The sequence below is a fragment of the Paralimibaculum aggregatum genome (genome assembly GCF_030270585.1).
Classification (GTDB): Bacteria; Pseudomonadota; Alphaproteobacteria; order Rhodobacterales; family Rhodobacteraceae; genus Thermohalobaculum; species Thermohalobaculum aggregatum.
In genome coordinates, this window is the sequence record NZ_BSYI01000011.1 from 47451 (window position 1) to 63253 (window position 15803).

The 15803-nt window shown below is 70.5% G+C and carries 15 protein-coding genes; 4 read left to right on the top strand and 11 right to left on the bottom strand.

What is annotated here, in order from left to right; translation table 11 throughout:
- Positions 1 to 11: 11 nt before the first annotated feature.
- From QSJ97_RS08545 to QSJ97_RS08575, 7 genes are all read right to left on the bottom strand, one after another.
- Complete coding sequence (locus QSJ97_RS08545; RefSeq protein WP_285671301.1) at positions 12 to 638, bottom strand: LysE family translocator; 627 nt, start codon at positions 636 to 638, stop codon at positions 12 to 14.
- Between the two features lie 117 nt (positions 639 to 755).
- Positions 756 to 1391: an imidazole glycerol phosphate synthase subunit HisH gene (hisH, locus tag QSJ97_RS08550; protein ID WP_285671302.1), complete on the bottom strand. Its 636-nt coding sequence runs from the start codon at positions 1389 to 1391 to the stop codon at positions 756 to 758.
- Positions 1388 to 1729, bottom strand: a complete 342-nt coding sequence (locus QSJ97_RS08555) for a hypothetical protein (RefSeq protein WP_285671303.1) — start codon at positions 1727 to 1729, stop codon at positions 1388 to 1390. The genes hisH and QSJ97_RS08555 overlap by 4 nt, the downstream gene beginning before the upstream one ends.
- Positions 1729 to 2352: an imidazoleglycerol-phosphate dehydratase HisB gene (gene hisB, locus QSJ97_RS08560; protein WP_285671304.1), complete on the bottom strand. Its 624-nt coding sequence runs from the start codon at positions 2350 to 2352 to the stop codon at positions 1729 to 1731. The genes QSJ97_RS08555 and hisB overlap by 1 nt, the downstream gene beginning before the upstream one ends.
- A 97-nt stretch (positions 2353 to 2449) precedes the next feature.
- Positions 2450 to 4141, bottom strand: a complete 1692-nt coding sequence (locus QSJ97_RS08565) for a DUF4214 domain-containing protein (protein WP_285671305.1) — start codon at positions 4139 to 4141, stop codon at positions 2450 to 2452.
- Between the two features lie 126 nt (positions 4142 to 4267).
- Complete coding sequence (locus QSJ97_RS08570) at positions 4268 to 5464, bottom strand: MFS transporter (protein WP_285671306.1); 1197 nt, start codon at positions 5462 to 5464, stop codon at positions 4268 to 4270.
- Positions 5461 to 6720, bottom strand: coding sequence for an MFS transporter (locus QSJ97_RS08575; protein ID WP_285671307.1), 1260 nt, complete (start codon positions 6718 to 6720; stop codon positions 5461 to 5463). The genes QSJ97_RS08570 and QSJ97_RS08575 overlap by 4 nt, the downstream gene beginning before the upstream one ends.
- 257 nt (positions 6721 to 6977) lie before the next feature.
- On the opposite strand from QSJ97_RS08575, the gene zapE reads away from it, so the two are divergent.
- Both zapE and QSJ97_RS08585 read left to right on the top strand, forming a co-directional pair.
- Positions 6978 to 8066, top strand: coding sequence for a cell division protein ZapE (gene zapE, locus QSJ97_RS08580; RefSeq protein ID WP_285671308.1), 1089 nt, complete (start codon positions 6978 to 6980; stop codon positions 8064 to 8066).
- 153 nt (positions 8067 to 8219) lie between these two features.
- On the top strand, positions 8220 to 8684 hold the full coding sequence (locus tag QSJ97_RS08585) for a dihydroneopterin aldolase (protein ID WP_285671309.1): 465 nt from the start codon (positions 8220 to 8222) through the stop codon (positions 8682 to 8684).
- Between the two features lie 23 nt (positions 8685 to 8707).
- On the opposite strand, the gene QSJ97_RS08590 is transcribed toward QSJ97_RS08585, so the two are convergent.
- From QSJ97_RS08590 to QSJ97_RS08600, 3 genes are all read right to left on the bottom strand, one after another.
- Positions 8708 to 11602: a bifunctional [glutamine synthetase] adenylyltransferase/[glutamine synthetase]-adenylyl-L-tyrosine phosphorylase gene (locus tag QSJ97_RS08590; RefSeq protein WP_285671310.1), complete on the bottom strand. Its 2895-nt coding sequence runs from the start codon at positions 11600 to 11602 to the stop codon at positions 8708 to 8710.
- Positions 11603 to 11630: 28 nt separating this feature from the next.
- Complete coding sequence (locus tag QSJ97_RS08595) at positions 11631 to 12434, bottom strand: enoyl-CoA hydratase-related protein (RefSeq protein WP_285671311.1); 804 nt, start codon at positions 12432 to 12434, stop codon at positions 11631 to 11633.
- A gap of 78 nt (positions 12435 to 12512) precedes the next feature.
- Positions 12513 to 12980, bottom strand: coding sequence for an Lrp/AsnC family transcriptional regulator (locus QSJ97_RS08600; protein ID WP_285671312.1), 468 nt, complete (start codon positions 12978 to 12980; stop codon positions 12513 to 12515).
- Between the two features lie 123 nt (positions 12981 to 13103).
- Between QSJ97_RS08600 and QSJ97_RS08605 the strand changes: the two genes are divergently transcribed.
- Complete coding sequence (locus tag QSJ97_RS08605; protein WP_285671313.1) at positions 13104 to 13331, top strand: DUF6356 family protein; 228 nt, start codon at positions 13104 to 13106, stop codon at positions 13329 to 13331.
- A 467-nt stretch (positions 13332 to 13798) separates the two neighbouring features.
- Complete coding sequence (locus QSJ97_RS08610; protein ID WP_285671314.1) at positions 13799 to 14494, top strand: methyl-accepting chemotaxis protein; 696 nt, start codon at positions 13799 to 13801, stop codon at positions 14492 to 14494.
- Between the two features lie 61 nt (positions 14495 to 14555).
- Here the strand turns inward: QSJ97_RS08610 and QSJ97_RS08615 are convergent, their stop codons facing one another.
- Positions 14556 to 15770 carry an NADP-dependent isocitrate dehydrogenase gene (locus QSJ97_RS08615; RefSeq protein WP_285671315.1) on the bottom strand — a complete coding sequence of 405 codons (1215 nt, stop codon included), beginning with the start codon at positions 15768 to 15770 and terminating at the stop codon, positions 14556 to 14558.
- Between the last annotated feature and the right edge of the window lie 33 nt (positions 15771 to 15803).

The window sequence follows — 15803 nt, forward strand, 5'->3', positions numbered from 1 at the left end:
CGCGGCCCGGTTCAGCTCCGGCTGGCCGCGGCGGTCAGCAGCCCCGCCCCGATCAGGAAGCCCGCGCCGGTGCGCCCGAGCGCGCGCAGCACCTGCGGCCGGCCGATCCGGGCGCGCAGGCTGCCCGCCGCCCAGGCCCAGAGCGCGGTGTTGAGCGCCGCGAGGCCGAGGAAGATCGCCTCGAGCGCCACCAGCTGCGGCATCAGCGGCTCTCCCGCCACGATGAACTGCGGCACGAAGGCGACGAAGAACACGATGCTCTTGGGGTTGAGCGCCGTCACCACATAGGCTTGCCAGAAGAGCCGCCCCATCGGCTGGCGGCGCGGCACCGGCGCGCCGGTCTCCATCGTTTCCGGCGGGTTGCGCCAGAGCTTGACGCCGAGCCAGACGAGATAGCCCGCGCCGGCAAGCTTCAGCAGGGTGAAGAGCGTGGCGGAAGCCGCCAGCACCGCGCCCGCGCCGGCCAGCGAGACGGTCATCGCGGTGGCATCGCCGAGCACCACGCCGGGAACGGTGGCGAGCCCGGTGCGCCGGCCGCCGGCCAGCGCCTGCGCGACCACCACCATCACCGTCGGCCCCGGGATCGCGAGCAGCACGGCAGAGGCCACCGCAAAGGCCAGCAGGATCTCGTAGGACATCGCTCTCTCCTCAGCAGCAGCCGGGCACGCCGCCGGCCGGATCGGCGCAGCGGGGCCCGGCGGGCGCGGGTGGGCGGGCGGGGCGCCCGCCGGGCCCCGCCGGCATCGCCGCCAGGATCACGGCTGCCATTCCAGGAAATTGCCGATCAGCCTCAGGCCGGTCTCCTGGCTCTTCTCGGGGTGGAACTGCGTGCCCACCCGGTTGCCCCGGCCGACCACCGCCGCCACCATCTCGCCATAATGGACATGGGCGAGCCGGTGCTCGGGGTTGCGCGGGCGCAGATGGTAGGAATGCACGAAATAGGCATGCGCCCCGGGCTCGATCCCGGCAAACAGCGGATGCTCGTCCACCAGCAGCTCGTTCCAGCCCATATGCGGCACCTTGAGCTCCGGGTCGTTCGGCTCGATTCGCACCACGTCGCCGTGGATCCAGTCGAAGCCCGGGGTCTCGCCATGCTCGAGCCCGCGGGTCGCCATCAGCTGCATGCCGACGCAGATCCCGAGGAAGGGATGGCCGGCATCGGCACGCTCGGCGATCGCGTCCATCATGCCGTCGACCGCCATCAGCCCGGCGCGGCAGTCGGCAAAGGCGCCGACCCCTGGCAGAACCACCCGTTCGGCCCGCGCCACCGCCTCCGGATCGCCGGTCACGAGAATCGGCCCGCCGGCGCCGCGCTCCTCGGCGACGCGCTGGAACGCCTTCTCCGCCGAGCGAAGATTGCCCGAGCCGTAATCGACGATGGCCGTGGTCATTGCAGCGCGCCTTTCAGGAAGAGCTCCTCGGCGCCCTCGGGGGTCTGCGCCTCGACGCAGCCGACCTCGCGCCAGCCGCGCAGCCGCAGCTCGAGCCGGTGGAACATGTTGCCGTCGAACACCGTGATCAGCACCAGCGCGAGATAGGCCGCACTGAGTGCCAGCGGCGCCAGCCAGAAGACGGCGGCGAGAAACGCCGCCTGCAACCCCAGCGTCAGCCAGAGCCCCTCGTAGAGCGCCCAGAGCGGCGGGATCACCGCGAGCCAGCCCGGCTCGCCGACCACCTCGAGATCGCCGGAGCGGGCATGGCGGTGCAGCGTGTAGAGCCGGTTCTCCATCAGAGCGCGCCTTTGGTGGAGGGAATCTCGTCGGCCCGGCGCGGATCGGGCTCCACCGCCTCGCGCAGCGCCCGCGCCACCGCCTTGAAACTCGCCTCGGCGATGTGGTGGCTGTTGATCCCGGCCAGCCGCTCGACATGCAGCGTGATCTGCCCGTGAGTCGCGAGCGCCTGGAAGAACTCGCGCACCAGCTCGGTGTCGAACTGGCCGATCTTGGGCGCCGTCATCTCGACGTTCCAGACGAGAAACGGCCGGCCCGAGAGATCGAGTGCGGCGCGCACCAGCGTGTCGTCCATCGGCAGCAGGCAGGCGCCGTAGCGCCGGATGCCGCGCTTCGAGCCCAGCGCCTGCGTCAGCGCCTGGCCGAGCGCGATGCCAGTGTCCTCGACCGTGTGATGGTCGTCGATATGGGTGTCGCCATCGGCGCGGATGGTCATGTCGATCAGCGAATGCCGCGCCAGCTGGTCGAGCATGTGGTCGAAGAAGCCGACCCCGGTGGCACAGTCGTACCGGCCGGTCCCGTCGAGCGCGACCTCGACGGCGATGTCGGTCTCGGCGGTGCGGCGCTCGACGCGGGCGGTGCGGCGCAGCGCCGGCACGAAGGGCGGTGTGGGCAGGGTCATCGGCAGGCTCCTGGATCTTTCCCCTAGAAAGCCGATTGCGCGCCCGAGATCAACGGGCGCGCAGCGCTTTGCCAGCCATGCCGGTGGCCCCGGCCGCTCAGCCGAAGCCGATGAAGCCGAATTCCCAGTCCCCCGGCGTGGTTTCGTGCAGCGTCGCGACGAAGGGCGAGCCCTCGCGGTTCTCCTCGCTGTCGGCGAAGGCGAGCAGCAGGTCGGCCCGGTCGGTGCCGGGCGCCGCCAGCACGCTCTCCCAGAAGGCGGTCCCGGCATCGTCGGCGGGGCGGTCGAGCACGTTCTCGTAGAGCCGCTGCACCAGTGCCCGGTCGTCGAGCTCGTCCGGCGCACCGAAGGCCGCGGCGAACTCGTTCGAGTCGAGGAAGACCTCTGCCAGCGCCTTCTCCGAGAGGCCCGCCTCGCGCCGGTCGATCCAGAAGTTGATACCCCCGATATCCCCGCCGCGGTCGAGCCCGGCCTCGTAGAGATAGGCCACCGTCATCGCCGCTTCCGGCGATAGCCCCTGCGGCTGGTCGAGCGCCACCGGCCCGTCGTCGAACAGGAGCTGGTCGATGTTGCTGAGCCGGTCGGTGCCCTCCGGCCCGGTCACGGTGGCGGCGCGGCCATCGCCGGAGATGACATGGTCCGCCGCAGGGCCGGCAAAGCGGGCGGTGTCGAACCCGGCTCCGCCCTCGAGGCTGTCGTCGCCCGCGCCGCCGACGAGCAGATCGTCGCCCGGGCCGCCGTCGAGCCGGTCTGCCCCGGCGCCGCCGAGCAGCCGGTCTTCACCGAAATCGCCCGCGAGGCTGTCATCCCCTGCGCCGCCATCGAGCACATCCGTGCCGGCACCGCCCGAGAGGCTGTCGTCGCCGGACAGGCCGTAGACGAAATCATGCCCGTCGCCGCCGTCGAGGGTGTTGTCCCCGCCGTCGCCGCCGATCTCCTCGCCGCCGTGGAACTGGCCGAAATCGAGGGCGACCTGACGGATCGCGGACTGCCCGAAATCGGTGAGATCATGTCCGCGGACCTCCGCGGCGACCGCGTTGCGGGCATTGGCGAGATCGCGGTCGAAGTTCGGGTTCACGTCGATCCCCCGCGGGAAGCCGCCGTTCACGGTCAGGTAGTGCACCGACTGGTTGACGGTGGTGGAGCTGAGCCCGCTGCGCGCGATGACCTCGACGAAGAAGGTCCCGCCGCCGAGGATCGTGCCGGTGACGATGTCGGTGGTGTCGGGAAAGTGGTTGGTTACCGAGATATTGCGGTTCACCAGGCCCGGCAGCGCGCTGGCCTGGATCTCGTTCAGGATCGAGCGGACATCGGCGAGCGGGCCCTGGATGGCATCCGCGCCGAGGGCACCGTCCTCAAGCGCGAGCGACACCTGCATCCGTGTCTGCATCGCATAGGCGAGGCCGCCGGTCACCGCCGCGAATTTTGCCGGCGTCGGGTTGCCGTCGATCAGGCTGCGGGCCTGGCGGATCGCCACGTCGAGCCCGTTGGTCACGGCCTCGAGGATCGCGGTCTCGCGCACCGCGATCTCGATCGGGTCGCTCAGCCGCTCGAGCCCGGACAGCAGGTTGCGCGCGGTGTCGATCTGACCCAGCGGCTCGTTGAGGAACTGCAGCGCCACGCTGTCGAGCTGGCCGCTCAGCCCGTCGAGGCCGTCGCGCAGATCGTCGAGCTGGCCGGAGATCTCCTCGAGCCTGCGGGTGGTGTCGGCCGCCTCTACTCGGCCGAAGATGAAATCGGCGATGCCGACGAGGCCGAAGCCGATTTCGGCGAGGATGGGAAGGGGCATGGCGATCTCCTTTGCGCCTGGATCCGTGTCCGTTGGCAAAGGCGATGGGCCGGCCCCGGCGAGAACCGCCCGGCATGCCGGCAGAATGGGGTGTTGACCCCATATGGCGATATCACATCGAAACGGTCAGGCAGCGGCGATCCGCACCCGCGCCTCGCGCACCGGCAGATGCACCAGGGCGGAGAAGACCGCCAGCGCGATGGAGATCCACCACATCCAGTCGTAGTTCCCGGTGGCATCGTAGATCCGCCCGCCCATCCAGACGCCGAGGAAGCTGCCGACCTGGTGCGAGAGGAAGACGAAGCCGTAGAGCATCCCCATGTTGCGGGCGCCGAAGATCGTCGCCACCAGCGCCGAGGTGAGCGGCACGGTGGGCAGCCAGAAGAGCCCCATCGCCAGCGAGAAGACGATCACGGTGAGCGGCGTCGGCGTCACCGCAAGGAAGCCCAGGATCACCACCGCCCGCATGGCATAGATGCCCGACAGCACGAACGGCTTCGGCACAACCGCGCCGAGGCGGCCGAAGAGATAGGTGCCCGCCACATTGGCCGCGCCGATGATCGAGAGCGTGGCAGCGCCGAGCGTCACCGAGCCGCAGACCTCCGCGACATAGGGTGGCAGATGCGCCGCGAGGAAGCCGACATGGAAGCCGCAGACGAAGAACCCCATGGTGAGCAGCAGATAGGAGCTCTGCGCAAAGGCGCCGCGCAGCAGGCGGCCGAGCGGGATCTCCGGATCGTCGGCATCCTCGGGCTGCGCCGCCGGCTTGAGGAGCGGAATGCAGAGCAGCATCGGCAGCAGCAGCCCGGTGATGGCGAGCATCGCGGTCTGCCAGCCGAAGGCCTCGGTCAGCGAGCCGGCGAGCAGCGGCATGAGCATCTGCCCGCCCGAGCCGATCGCCGCCGCGGTGCCCATGGCGCGGGAACGGCCGGCCTCCGGCGTCGCCCGGCCGACGAGGCTCAGCACGATGCCGAAGCCGGTGCCGGCGACCCCGAAGCCCACCAGCACGCCGGCGCCGAGATGCTGCGCCAGCGGCGTGGTGCCGAAGGCCGAGAGGAGCATCCCCGCCAGGTAGAGCACCAGGCCGATCATCAGCGCGCGGCGGTCGCCGAAGCGGTCGGCGATGCGCCCGAAGACCGGCTGCGCCAGCCCCCAGACCAGGTTCTGCAGCGCGATCGAGATCGAGAAGACCTCGCGCGGCCAGCCGTATTCCGCCGAGATCGGGTCGAGCACGATGCCGAAGATCGAGCGCGCGCCGAAGCTGAGCGCGATCACCAGCCCGCCGGCGGCGATGACGACCGCGGCCGGCGAGAGCCGCTTCATGCCATGGCCGCCCGGTCGGAGCGCGCCTCCCGCACCGGCAGATGCACGATCACCGAGAGCAGGCCGACGCCGACCCCCACCCACCAGACCGTGTCGTAGGAGCCGAAGCGGTCATAGAGCGCGCCGCCCATCCAGACCCCGAGAAAGCTCCCGAGCTGGTGGCTGAAGAACACGATGCCATAGAGCGTGCCCATGTAGCGCAGACCCCAGATATGCGCGACCAGGCCGGAGGTGAGCGGCACGGTGGCGAGCCAGAGACTGCCCATCACGGCCGAGAACACCAGCACCGTCAAGGGTGTCATCGGGGTCAGGATGAACCAGGCGGAGATCAGCGTCCGCCCGGCATAGATCGCCGCAAGCAGGTTCTTCTTCGGCAGGAACGAGCCCAGCTTGCCGGCCAGCAGCGTGCCCGCAATGTTGGTGAAGCCGATCACCGCGATGGCCAGCGCACCGAGCGCCGTGGTGTCGCCCACGCCGATGCCGGCGAGCAGGCCGGACGGATCGATCGGGCCGCAGACCTCGGCGATGAAGGCCGGGAAATGCGCCGTCACGAAGCCGAGCTGATAGCCGCAGGAGAAGAAGCCGACGAAGATCAGGAAGAAGCTCGGATCGCGCATCGCCCGGCGCAGCACGGCGCCCATGCTCTCCTCGAGCTCGGCCCTCGAGACCGGCGCCGGGGTGCGCAGCAGCGGCAGGAACATCAGCAGCGAGAGCGAGACCCCGGCGAAGACGAGGAACACGCCGGACCAGTCCATCATGCCGAGCAGCCAGGCGGTGACCGGCGGGCCGACGATCTGCCCCGCCGAAGCCGCCGCGGTGACGATGCCGAGCGAGAGCGAGCGGTGCTCCGCCGCCGCGGTGCGGCCGACCACCGCAACCACCACGCCGATGCCGGTGCCCGCGATGCCGCAGCCGATCAGGATGTTCCAGAGCTGGTGCTCGACCGCGGTGGTGCCATAGGCCGAGAGCACGAGGCCGAGCGCATAGACGATGGCGCCGAGCACGATGGCGCGCCGGTCTCCGAACCGGTCGGCGAAGGCGGAGAACACCGGCTGGCCGATTCCCCAGGCGAGGTTCTGGATCGCGATGGCCAGCGAGAACTCCGCCCGCGGCCAGCCGAAGCTGTCGGCCACCGGGATCTGGAACAGCCCGAAGCTCGAGCGGATCGCGAAGCTGATCAGCACGATGACGCAGCTGCCGATCAGCACGGGGGTGATGAGCGCGGCGCGGTCGGCGCGGATGGTGTTGAAAGCCATGGGCGGGTACCTCCGCGATTTGTGTGGGATGCGGCCCCGTGCCAGTCAAAGCAAAGCTTGTGATGGGGTCGATCACCGGCGGCTCTGACCGCGTCCAAGCTCTTTATCTTCAACCGGTTTTTCCGCCAGGCCAAGGGCCGAGAAAGTTCTCGTGCGGAACCGGCCGATGCAGCCTGCGTGTTGCGGCGGGCGGCGATGGGCCTTATGGCTTGTGGCGCGTCCGACCGATCCGGGGGGAGCCGATGCCCGACGGGCCCATGTCACGCTACCGGTCGCTGATCGCCGAGGGGACGCTCCGGCCCGACCCCGCGCAGGCGATGGCGGTCGAGAAGCTTCAGCTCCTGCATATGCGGCTGAAGGACTACAACCCGCTTCGCGGCAAGCGGGTGCAGCGCGGCTGGTTCGGCTTCGGCCGCGGCGCGCCGCACAAGGTGATCGCGCTGACCGGGCTCTACCTCTATGGCGGGGTCGGGCGCGGCAAGTCGATGCTGATGGACCTGTTCTATGCCGGCGCCCCGGTCGGGGCGAAGCGGCGGGTGCATTTCCACGCCTTCATGTCGGAGATCCATGTCGGCGTGCATATCGCGCGCGAGAGCAACGTGACCGATCCGATCAGGGTGGTGGCCGACGAGGTCGCCGAGGGCGCGACTCTGCTCTGCTTCGACGAGATGCAGGTGACCGACATCACCGATGCGATGATCCTCGGCCGGCTGTTCGAGGCGCTGTTCGAGCGCGGGGTGGTGGTGGTCGCGACCTCCAACCGCCCGCCGGACGATCTCTACAAGGACGGGCTCAACCGGGTGATCTTCGAGCCCTTCATCGGGCTCCTCAAGGAGCGGCTCGACGTGCTCGAGCTGGCCTCCCCGACCGACTACCGCATGGGGCGCGAAGGCGCCGAGACCCGCTATTTCCACCCGCTCGACGAGGACACCCGGGCCGGCATGGCCGCGGCCTGGGACCGGGAGACCGGCGGCGCCGCGCCGGAGCCCGCCACGATCGAGATCGGCACGCGGCAGGTGACGGTGCCCGAGGCCGTCGGCCGGACCGCGCGGGCGCCCTTTGCCGCGCTCTGCGAGGTGCCGCTCGGGGCGCGGGACTATCTGGCCATCGCACGGCGCTTCGACACGCTGTTCCTTGAGGAGGTGCCGGCGATGACCTGGGCGCAGAACAACGAGGCCAAGCGCTTCGTGACGCTGGTCGACGCGCTCTACGAGGCCCGCACCAGGCTCTATCTCTCGGCCGAGGTGCCGCCTTCCGAGCTCTACACCGAGGGCAAGGGCGCCTTCGAGTTCTCGCGCACGATCTCGCGGCTTGCGGAGATGCAGGCGGCGGACTATCCCGGCTGACCCCTGCCGGGAACCATTGCGGGTCTTGCTTGAGACCCCTTAAGTCGATTTCGCATGGCCAGCGGTCGGCGCGGCGACTAGGCTCGCCAAGGAGAAACGGTCATGAAATCCGGCCCCGATGCCCCATGCCGGGGCGGCCGGCGGAGGCGCCAGATGTCCGACCCCCTGCCCGAACTGCCCACTGCGCTGGCGCAGGCCTCGCCGATGCAGGACGGAGACCTGATCTTCCTCACCGGCTATGTCGCCGAGATCGAGATCGGCGCCTATCGCGAGGAGCATGGCGTGACCCAGCGCCTCGCCTTCGACATCGTGCTTGAGGTGCGCCGAAACACCGCCCATGTCGACGACCAGGTCGGCCGGGTGATCAATTACGACCTGCTGGTCTCCAGCATCCACGAGATCGCCGAGGGCCCGCGCATCGCGCTGGTCGAGACCTTCGCCGAGCGGCTGGCGCAGGCGCTGCTGACCGATCCGCGGGCGCGGCAGGTGACGATCCGCATCGCCAAGCTAGACCGGCTGCCCGGCGGCGCGCAGCTCGGCTGCCAGATCACCCGCATGCGCAGCGCCGAGGCCGACGAGCGGGTCTGGGAATTCGCGCCCGAGATCCCGATGGACTGACCGCGCCGCCGGTCCCGGAGCGCTCAGGCCTCGCCGGAACCGGCCTCCTCCACATCCGCGAAGATCCGTTCGACCACCGCCGCCGCACCGGCCTGCGCCGCGCCGAGCGCCGCCTCCAGCGCCGCGAAATCCTCGAAGCCCGTCGCCGCCGCCACCGCCGCCTTGAGGCCGGCCCCCGCGGTGGCGCCATCGAAGGGCGTTTCCAGCGCCACCCGCTCGATCTGCTGGATATGGCTCTGCAGCGCATGGGCACGGGCCAGCTCGTCCGCCTCCGCCGCCGAGATCCAGCCCGCCGCGCCGAGCGCCGGCAGCACCTCCGTCACCCGCCTTGTGCCCGCGAGCCCGCGCAGCAGCGCCCCGGTCTGGGCGAGGAACTCGATCTCCATCAGCCCGCCCGCGGTGTGCTTCAGCGACCAGGGCCGGGCCCGCTCCTTGGCATGGGCCTCGAGCAGCCGCACGCGCATCTCCCGCGCCTCGGCCAGCACCTCCGGCGCGCCGGCCCGGCTCTCGAGCGCTGCGGCGATCACCGCCTCGACCCTTGCGCCGAGGCCCGGCTCGCCCGTCACCACCCGCGCCCGGGTCAGCGCCATGTGTTCCCAGACCCAGGCCTTCTCGCGCTGGTAGCTCTCGAAGGCGGCGAGCGAGACCGCTACCGGCCCCTGCCGGCCCGAGGGGCGGAGCCGCATGTCCACCTCGTAGAGCCGGCCCTCCGCCGTGGGTGCGGTCAGCGCCGCCACCAGCGCCTGGGTCAGCCGCGGATAATAGACCGAGGGCGAGAGCGGGCGGCGCCCCTCGGAGGCGGTGGCGTCGCCGGCATCGTAGACGATGATGAGATCCAGATCCGAGCCCGCGGTCATCTCGCCGCTGCCGAGCTTGCCCATGGCGATCACCGCGAGCCCCACGCCCGGCGGCGGGCCGTGACGCGAGGCGAAATCGTCGATCACCCGGGGCAGCAGCACCGCGAGGCAGGCCTCGGCGATGGCGGAGAAGGCGGCCCCCGCCTCCTCGGCGCTCGCCTTGCCCTTGAGCACCTGCAGGCCGGCGCGGAAGCGGGTCTCGCGCGCCCAGCGCCGGGCGGCGTCGAGCCGGCCCTCGTAGTCGGCCTCCCGCGCCACCCAGTCCTCGAGATCGGCGGTCAGCGCCTCGGTCCCGGGCAGCGGCTCGAAGAAATCCGGCGTCAGCAGCGCATCCAGCGCCTTCGGCTCGCTGCCGAGATGGGCCGCCAGCTTCGGGGCCAGCGCGCAGGTGCCGACGATCAGGTCGAGCAGATGCGGGTTGGCGGAGAACAGCGAGAACACCTGCACCCCGGCCGGCAGGCCGGAGAGGAAGCGGTCGAACTCGGCGATCGCCTCGTCCGGCCGGCCGGCCCGGGCAAGCTCGGCGATCAGCCGCGGCTCGAGCCCGGCATAGAGGCGCCGCGAGCGCTGCGAGCGGGTCGCGGGCAGGCTGCCGGAGCGCCAGCGCTCGATCCGGCGGCAGGCATCCTCGGGCCGCTCGAAGCCCTGGGCGGCCAGCCACTCGGCGGTGATCTCGAAGGGCTGCGCCTCGGCCTTGCGGGGCGGCCTGCCCGGGCCGAAGAAGGCCTCCGTGGCCCTGTGCACCCGTGCCAGCCGGTCGGCCACGTCGCGCTCCCAGGCAGCGAGATCGTCCCAGCCGGCCAGCGCCGCGACCCTGGCACGGGCCTCGGCGGTCTGCGGGATGATCTGGGTCTGCGCGTCCTCGACCATCTGCAGACGGTGCTCGAGATCGCGGTGCGCGGTGTAGTCGGCGCTGAGCGTCGCGGCGGTGCCGCGCTCCACCCAGCCGAGCGCGGCCAGCGCGGCCAGTGCCTCGAGCGTGCGCGGCGAGCGGATCTCCGGATGCCGGCCGCCGCCGATCAGCTGGCGGGTCTGGGCGAAGAACTCGATCTCGCGGATGCCGCCCGGTCCCAGCTTGAGATCGTGCCCCGGCAGCCCCGCGGGGGTGAACTTGCCCTTCTTCTCGCGGATCTTGCGCAGCATGTCGTGGGTGTCCTCGATCGCCGCGAAGTCGAGATGCTTGCGCCAGACGAAGGGGGCGAGGCGCTGCAGATAGCCTTGCCCCGCGGCGATGTCGCCGGCCACCGTGCGCGCCTTGATATGGGCGGCGCGCTCCCAGGTCCGCCCGAGGCTCTCGTAGTAGCGCTCGGCTGGCTCCATCGCCATGCAGACCGGGGTGGTCGACGGCGCCGGCCGGAGCCTCAGATCGGTGCGGAAGACGTAGCCCTCCGCCGTCTGGTCGGCCATCAGCCGCACCAGCCCGCGGGTGACCCGGATGAAACCGGCCTTGGCCTCGGCATAGTCGGCCGGGTCGAAACGGCCCTCGTCGAACAGGCAGATCAGGTCGATGTCGGAGGAATAGTTGAGCTCGCCCGCCCCGAGCTTGCCCATGGCGATCACCGCATAGCCCGCGCCGGTGGCGAGATCCTCCTCCGCGATGCCGGGCAGGCGCTTGCGCCGCAGTGCCTCGGCGAGCAGCCAGCCGGTGGCGCCCGAGAGGCAGCCCTCGGCCAGCCGGGTCAGCGCGCCGGTTGTCTCCAGCGTGCACCAGGCGCCGCCGAGATCGGCGAGCGCGATCAACAGCGCCGCGCGCGACTTCGCGAGACGCAGCGCCGAGGACACGGCCTTCTCCTCGCCGGCCTCGGCGACCTCCGCGGCAAGGGTCGCGAGCAGGTCGTCCAGCGCATCCTCGGGCGCCTGGGCGACGGCCGCCTCCAGCCAGGCCGCATGGTGCTCGGTCAGCCGGGCGAGATAGGGCGCGCTGCCCGCGGTGCCGTGCAGCAGTTCGCCGAGCGGGCCAGCGGCAAGCGCGGCCGGCAGCCCGGCCATCAGCGCATCGGCGCGCTCCCGGTCATGCGCGACGGGGGCACGGCTGAGGCGGCTCTCGAGGCTTGCGGTCATTGTCCCTCCCTGCGCCGGCCGGCCATGCTCAGCGGCCCTCGAAACGGGGGGCACGCTTCTCGAGGAAGGCGGTGACGCCCTCCATGAAGTCGCGGCTCCGGCCAGCCTCGCCCTGCAGCCGCGCCTCGAGGCCGAGCTGGGTCTCGAGATCGTTGGCGGCGGAGGCCAGCAGCGCCTGCTTGGCGAGCCGCAGCGCCAGGGTCGGCCCCTCGGCCAGCCGCCGGCCCAGGGCCTCGGCGCGGGCCTCGAGCGCGTCGTCCTCCACCACGTCCCAGATCAGCCCCCATTCGGCCGCCTGCGCGGCGGTCACCGGCTCGGCCAGCAGGCACATTCCCATGGCGCGGGCCTTGCCGACGAGCCGCGGCAGCCAGTAGGTGCCGCCGGCATCCGGGATCAGCCCGATCCGCGCGAAGGCCTCGATGAAGCGCGCCGAACGCGCCGCGATCACGATATCCGCCGCCAGCGCGATGTTCGCCCCGGCCCCCGCGGCGACGCCGTTGACGGCGCAGATCACCGGCACCGGCGCCTCGGTGATCCGGGTCAGCAGCGGCTCGTATTCCTCGCGCAGCGTGCGGTCGAGGTCGAGGTTCTCGAAATCCGAGGCATCGCCGAGATCCTGCCCGGCGCAGAACCCCCGCCCCGCGCCGGTAAGCAGGATCGCCCGCGCCTCTGCGGCGCCCCGGTCGAGCGCCTCGGCCAGCGCGGCGCGCATCGGCGCGGTGAGGCTGTTCATCTTCTCCGGCCGGTTGAGGGTGATCCGCGCCAGCCCGTCGGAGCAGGCATAGAGAATGCTCTCCTCGCCCTCCCTGTCCGCTTCCGCTCCGTCCTGCATCGCGCCACCTCCCCGGTTCATGCCTTGCGCCATGGGAGGCCAGCACCCTGCCACGGTCAAGCCCGCCATGGCGCGCAGTCAGAGGGTGTCGACCGGAAGCGCGCTGGTCTCCTTCAGCTCCTCCATCACGAAGCTCGCCGAGATGTCCTTGAGCGGCACCCGGCGGATCAGCCGCTGGTAGAGCCGGTCATAGGCGGTGACGTCGTGCACCCGGGCGCGCAGCACATAGTCGGTATCGCCGGAGGTGCGGTAGGCGCCGAGGATCTCCGGGATCTCGCGCACCGCCCGGGCGAAGAGTTCCAGCCACTCGGCATCGTGCCGCTCGGTGCGCACGGCGATGAAGACGCTGAGCCCGAGGCCGAGCGCCGCGGGGTCGCAGAGCGCCACGCGCCCGCGGATGACGCCCGCCTCCTCGAGCCGCCGGATGCGCCGCCAGCAGGCGTTGCGGCTGAGCCCGACAGCCTCGCCCAGCGCCTCCAGCGACTGGTCGGCATCGCGCTGAAGCGCCGTGAGGAGTCGCCCGTCTGCACGATCCATGTCCACCATTTAAGGATTATCGTGGGAAATTCTCCCGGATTCAATGTGAATGTTCCGAAGATTGGGAACACATCCCGCCACAGACTTGGCATTCTGTGCCCAGAAAGAACACCAGCCCCAGGGGAGCCGCTCATGACCCGCATCGCCAACCTGTTTCTCGACCACCCCCGCTCCGTCGAGGAGAGCTATCTCGGGCATGCCCGCTTCGCGCTCTGGTTCGCCGGGCGGCTGGCGCTGGCCGCCGGCGCGGCGCTCTGCCACGCCGTCCTGCCCTTCGCCTGCAAGACGACGGCCTCCCGGATCATCGCGGAGCTCTACACCCGCACCCAGAACCGCGGCGCGGCGCAGACCGGGCACTAGTCCGGAATCCGATCGGCCGGGACCGTATCGCCGGGGGCTGAAGGATCTGGCGCCTACTGTCGGCGTGAAGAGATCGACGATCCGGCCGATGGCGGACCGGAGGCTGTCCACGATGCGCTCGGCGGCCTTCCGGCGGCGACTGGCCTCTGCATCGACGGGAACAAGAACACGGATGCGGAGATCGAGGGAGCGAACTTCGACATGTCCCGTGCGCTCCTCCTCAGACAGGCCGCGTGAACCTGCCGCCCGCCGCGTCCGCAAGGGCTCCCGGATCCGGTGGCAGAGCGACCCGGTGCCTGCAAGTCCGATGTGCCGAGACTAGGCCGCCCCGGATTGCGCCATCCCGTGATCAGAGGCAAACCTGTCCGGAGAGCCCAGCTGGAACCGATCGGTTCTGCGCGCGCTAACACCCCCTTAACCCTGCCGCCGGCAAGCTGTGCGCGAGCTGTGCAGGCAGGGAACAGGGAATGGAACAGATCACCGGCGAGCCGAACGGGCTCGCGGCCGGCGCGATCGTCTCGGCGCTCGACGAGGCGATCCTCGCGATCGTCTGCATCGATCATGAGAACCGCATCATCTATGCCAATGGCGCCGCAGAACGGCTCTGGCGCATCTCGCGCCCGCAGATGATGGGGCAGAACGTCAAGCTGCTGGTGCCGGCGGCGATCCGCGACGATCATGACCGGCTGGTGGCCCACCACCGCCACACGCGGGAGGACCGGATCGTCGGCTCCAGCCGCGATCTCGAGCTGGAGCGGCCGGACGGCTCGCGCATCTGGATCAGCCTCGCGTTGTCGCGGCTGCCGCTGCCGGGGGACCGGCTGGGCTATACCGCCTTTGCCCATGACATCAGCGCGCGGCGCGCGGCACTGGCAGCGGCGGAACAGGCGGTGCAGCAGGTGGGGGCGGCTTGCGAGCAGATCGCCCGCTACGGCGAGCGGGTACGCGAGCTGGCGGACCGGACGAACCTCCTGGCGCTCAACGCCTCGATCGAGGCGGCGCGGGCGGGCGAGGTGGGCCGCTCCTTCGCGGTGGTGGCACAGGAGGTCCGCCGCCTGGCCGACAGCACCCGCGAAGCCGCCGCCGACATCGCCAGCGAGGTGACCCAGAACCAGGAAAAATTCGCGGAGGTCGAGGCGACGCTCGCGGCGATGCGGCGCTGACCTCCGCCCGCCGGAGAAGGCGGCCGCCGCGCGAAAGGCGGCGGCCGCAGGGCAACCGGCCTCAGCCGGCGAGCGCCCTGTTGAGGTTCTCGTCGACCTTCTCGAGGAAGCCCATGGTGGTGAGCCAGCCCTGGTCCGGGCCGACCAGCAGCGCCAGATCCTTGGTCATGTAGCCGCTCTCCACGGTGCTCACCACGGTCTTCTCCAGCGTCTCGGCGAACTCCTGCAGCTTGGCATTGCCGTCGAGGGTGGCACGGTGCTTCAGGCCGCCGGTCCAAGCGTAGATCGAGGCGATCGAGTTGGTCGAGGTCTGCTCGCCCTTCTGGTGCTGGCGGTAGTGGCGCGTCACGGTGCCGTGCGCCGCCTCCGACTCCACCACCTTGCCGTCCGGCGTCATCAGCACCGAGGACATCATGCCGAGCGAGCCGAAGCCCTGGGCCACGGTGTCGGACTGCACGTCGCCATCGTAGTTCTTGCAGGCCCAGACATAGCCGCCGTTCCACTTCATGGCGCAGGCCACCATGTCGTCGATCAGCCGGTGCTCGTAGGTCAGGCCCGCGGCCTTGAACTTCTCCTCGAACTCCTCCTCGTAGACCTTCTGGAAGAGATCCTTGAAGCGGCCGTCATAGGCCTTGAGGATGGTGTTCTTGGTCGACATGTAGACCGGGTAGCCGAGCGCCAGGCCGTAGTTCAGCGAGGCGCGGGCAAAGTCGATGATCGAGGCGTCGAGGTTGTACATCGCCATGGTGACGCCGGCGCCCGGGGCCTGGAAGACCTCGCGCTCGATCACCTCGCCGTCCTCGCCCTCGAACTTGATGGTCAGCTTGCCGGCGCCGGGGAACCGGAAGTCGGTCGCGCGATACTGGTCGCCGAAGGCATGGCGGCCGACGACGATCGGCTTGGTCCAGCCCGGCACGAGGCGCGGCACGTTGCGGCAGATGATCGGCTGGCGGAAGATCACGCCGCCGAGGATGTTGCGGATGGTGCCGTTGGGCGAGCGGTACATGCGCTTCAGCCCGAACTCCTCGACGCGCGCCTCGTCCGGCGTGATCGTCGCGCATTTCACGCCGACGCCGACTTCCTTGATCTTGTTCGCCGCATCCACGGTGATCTGGTCGTCGGTGCGGTCGCGCTCCTCGATGCCGAGATCGTAGTAGAGCAGATCGACATCGAGATAGGGCAGGATCAGCTTGTCCTTGATGAACTGCCAGATGATCCGGGTCATCTCGTCGCCGTCGAGCTCGACGACGGGGTTGGCCACCTTGATTTTCGACATGTCGGTCTCCCAGGGTCGTTCTTGCGATTTCTC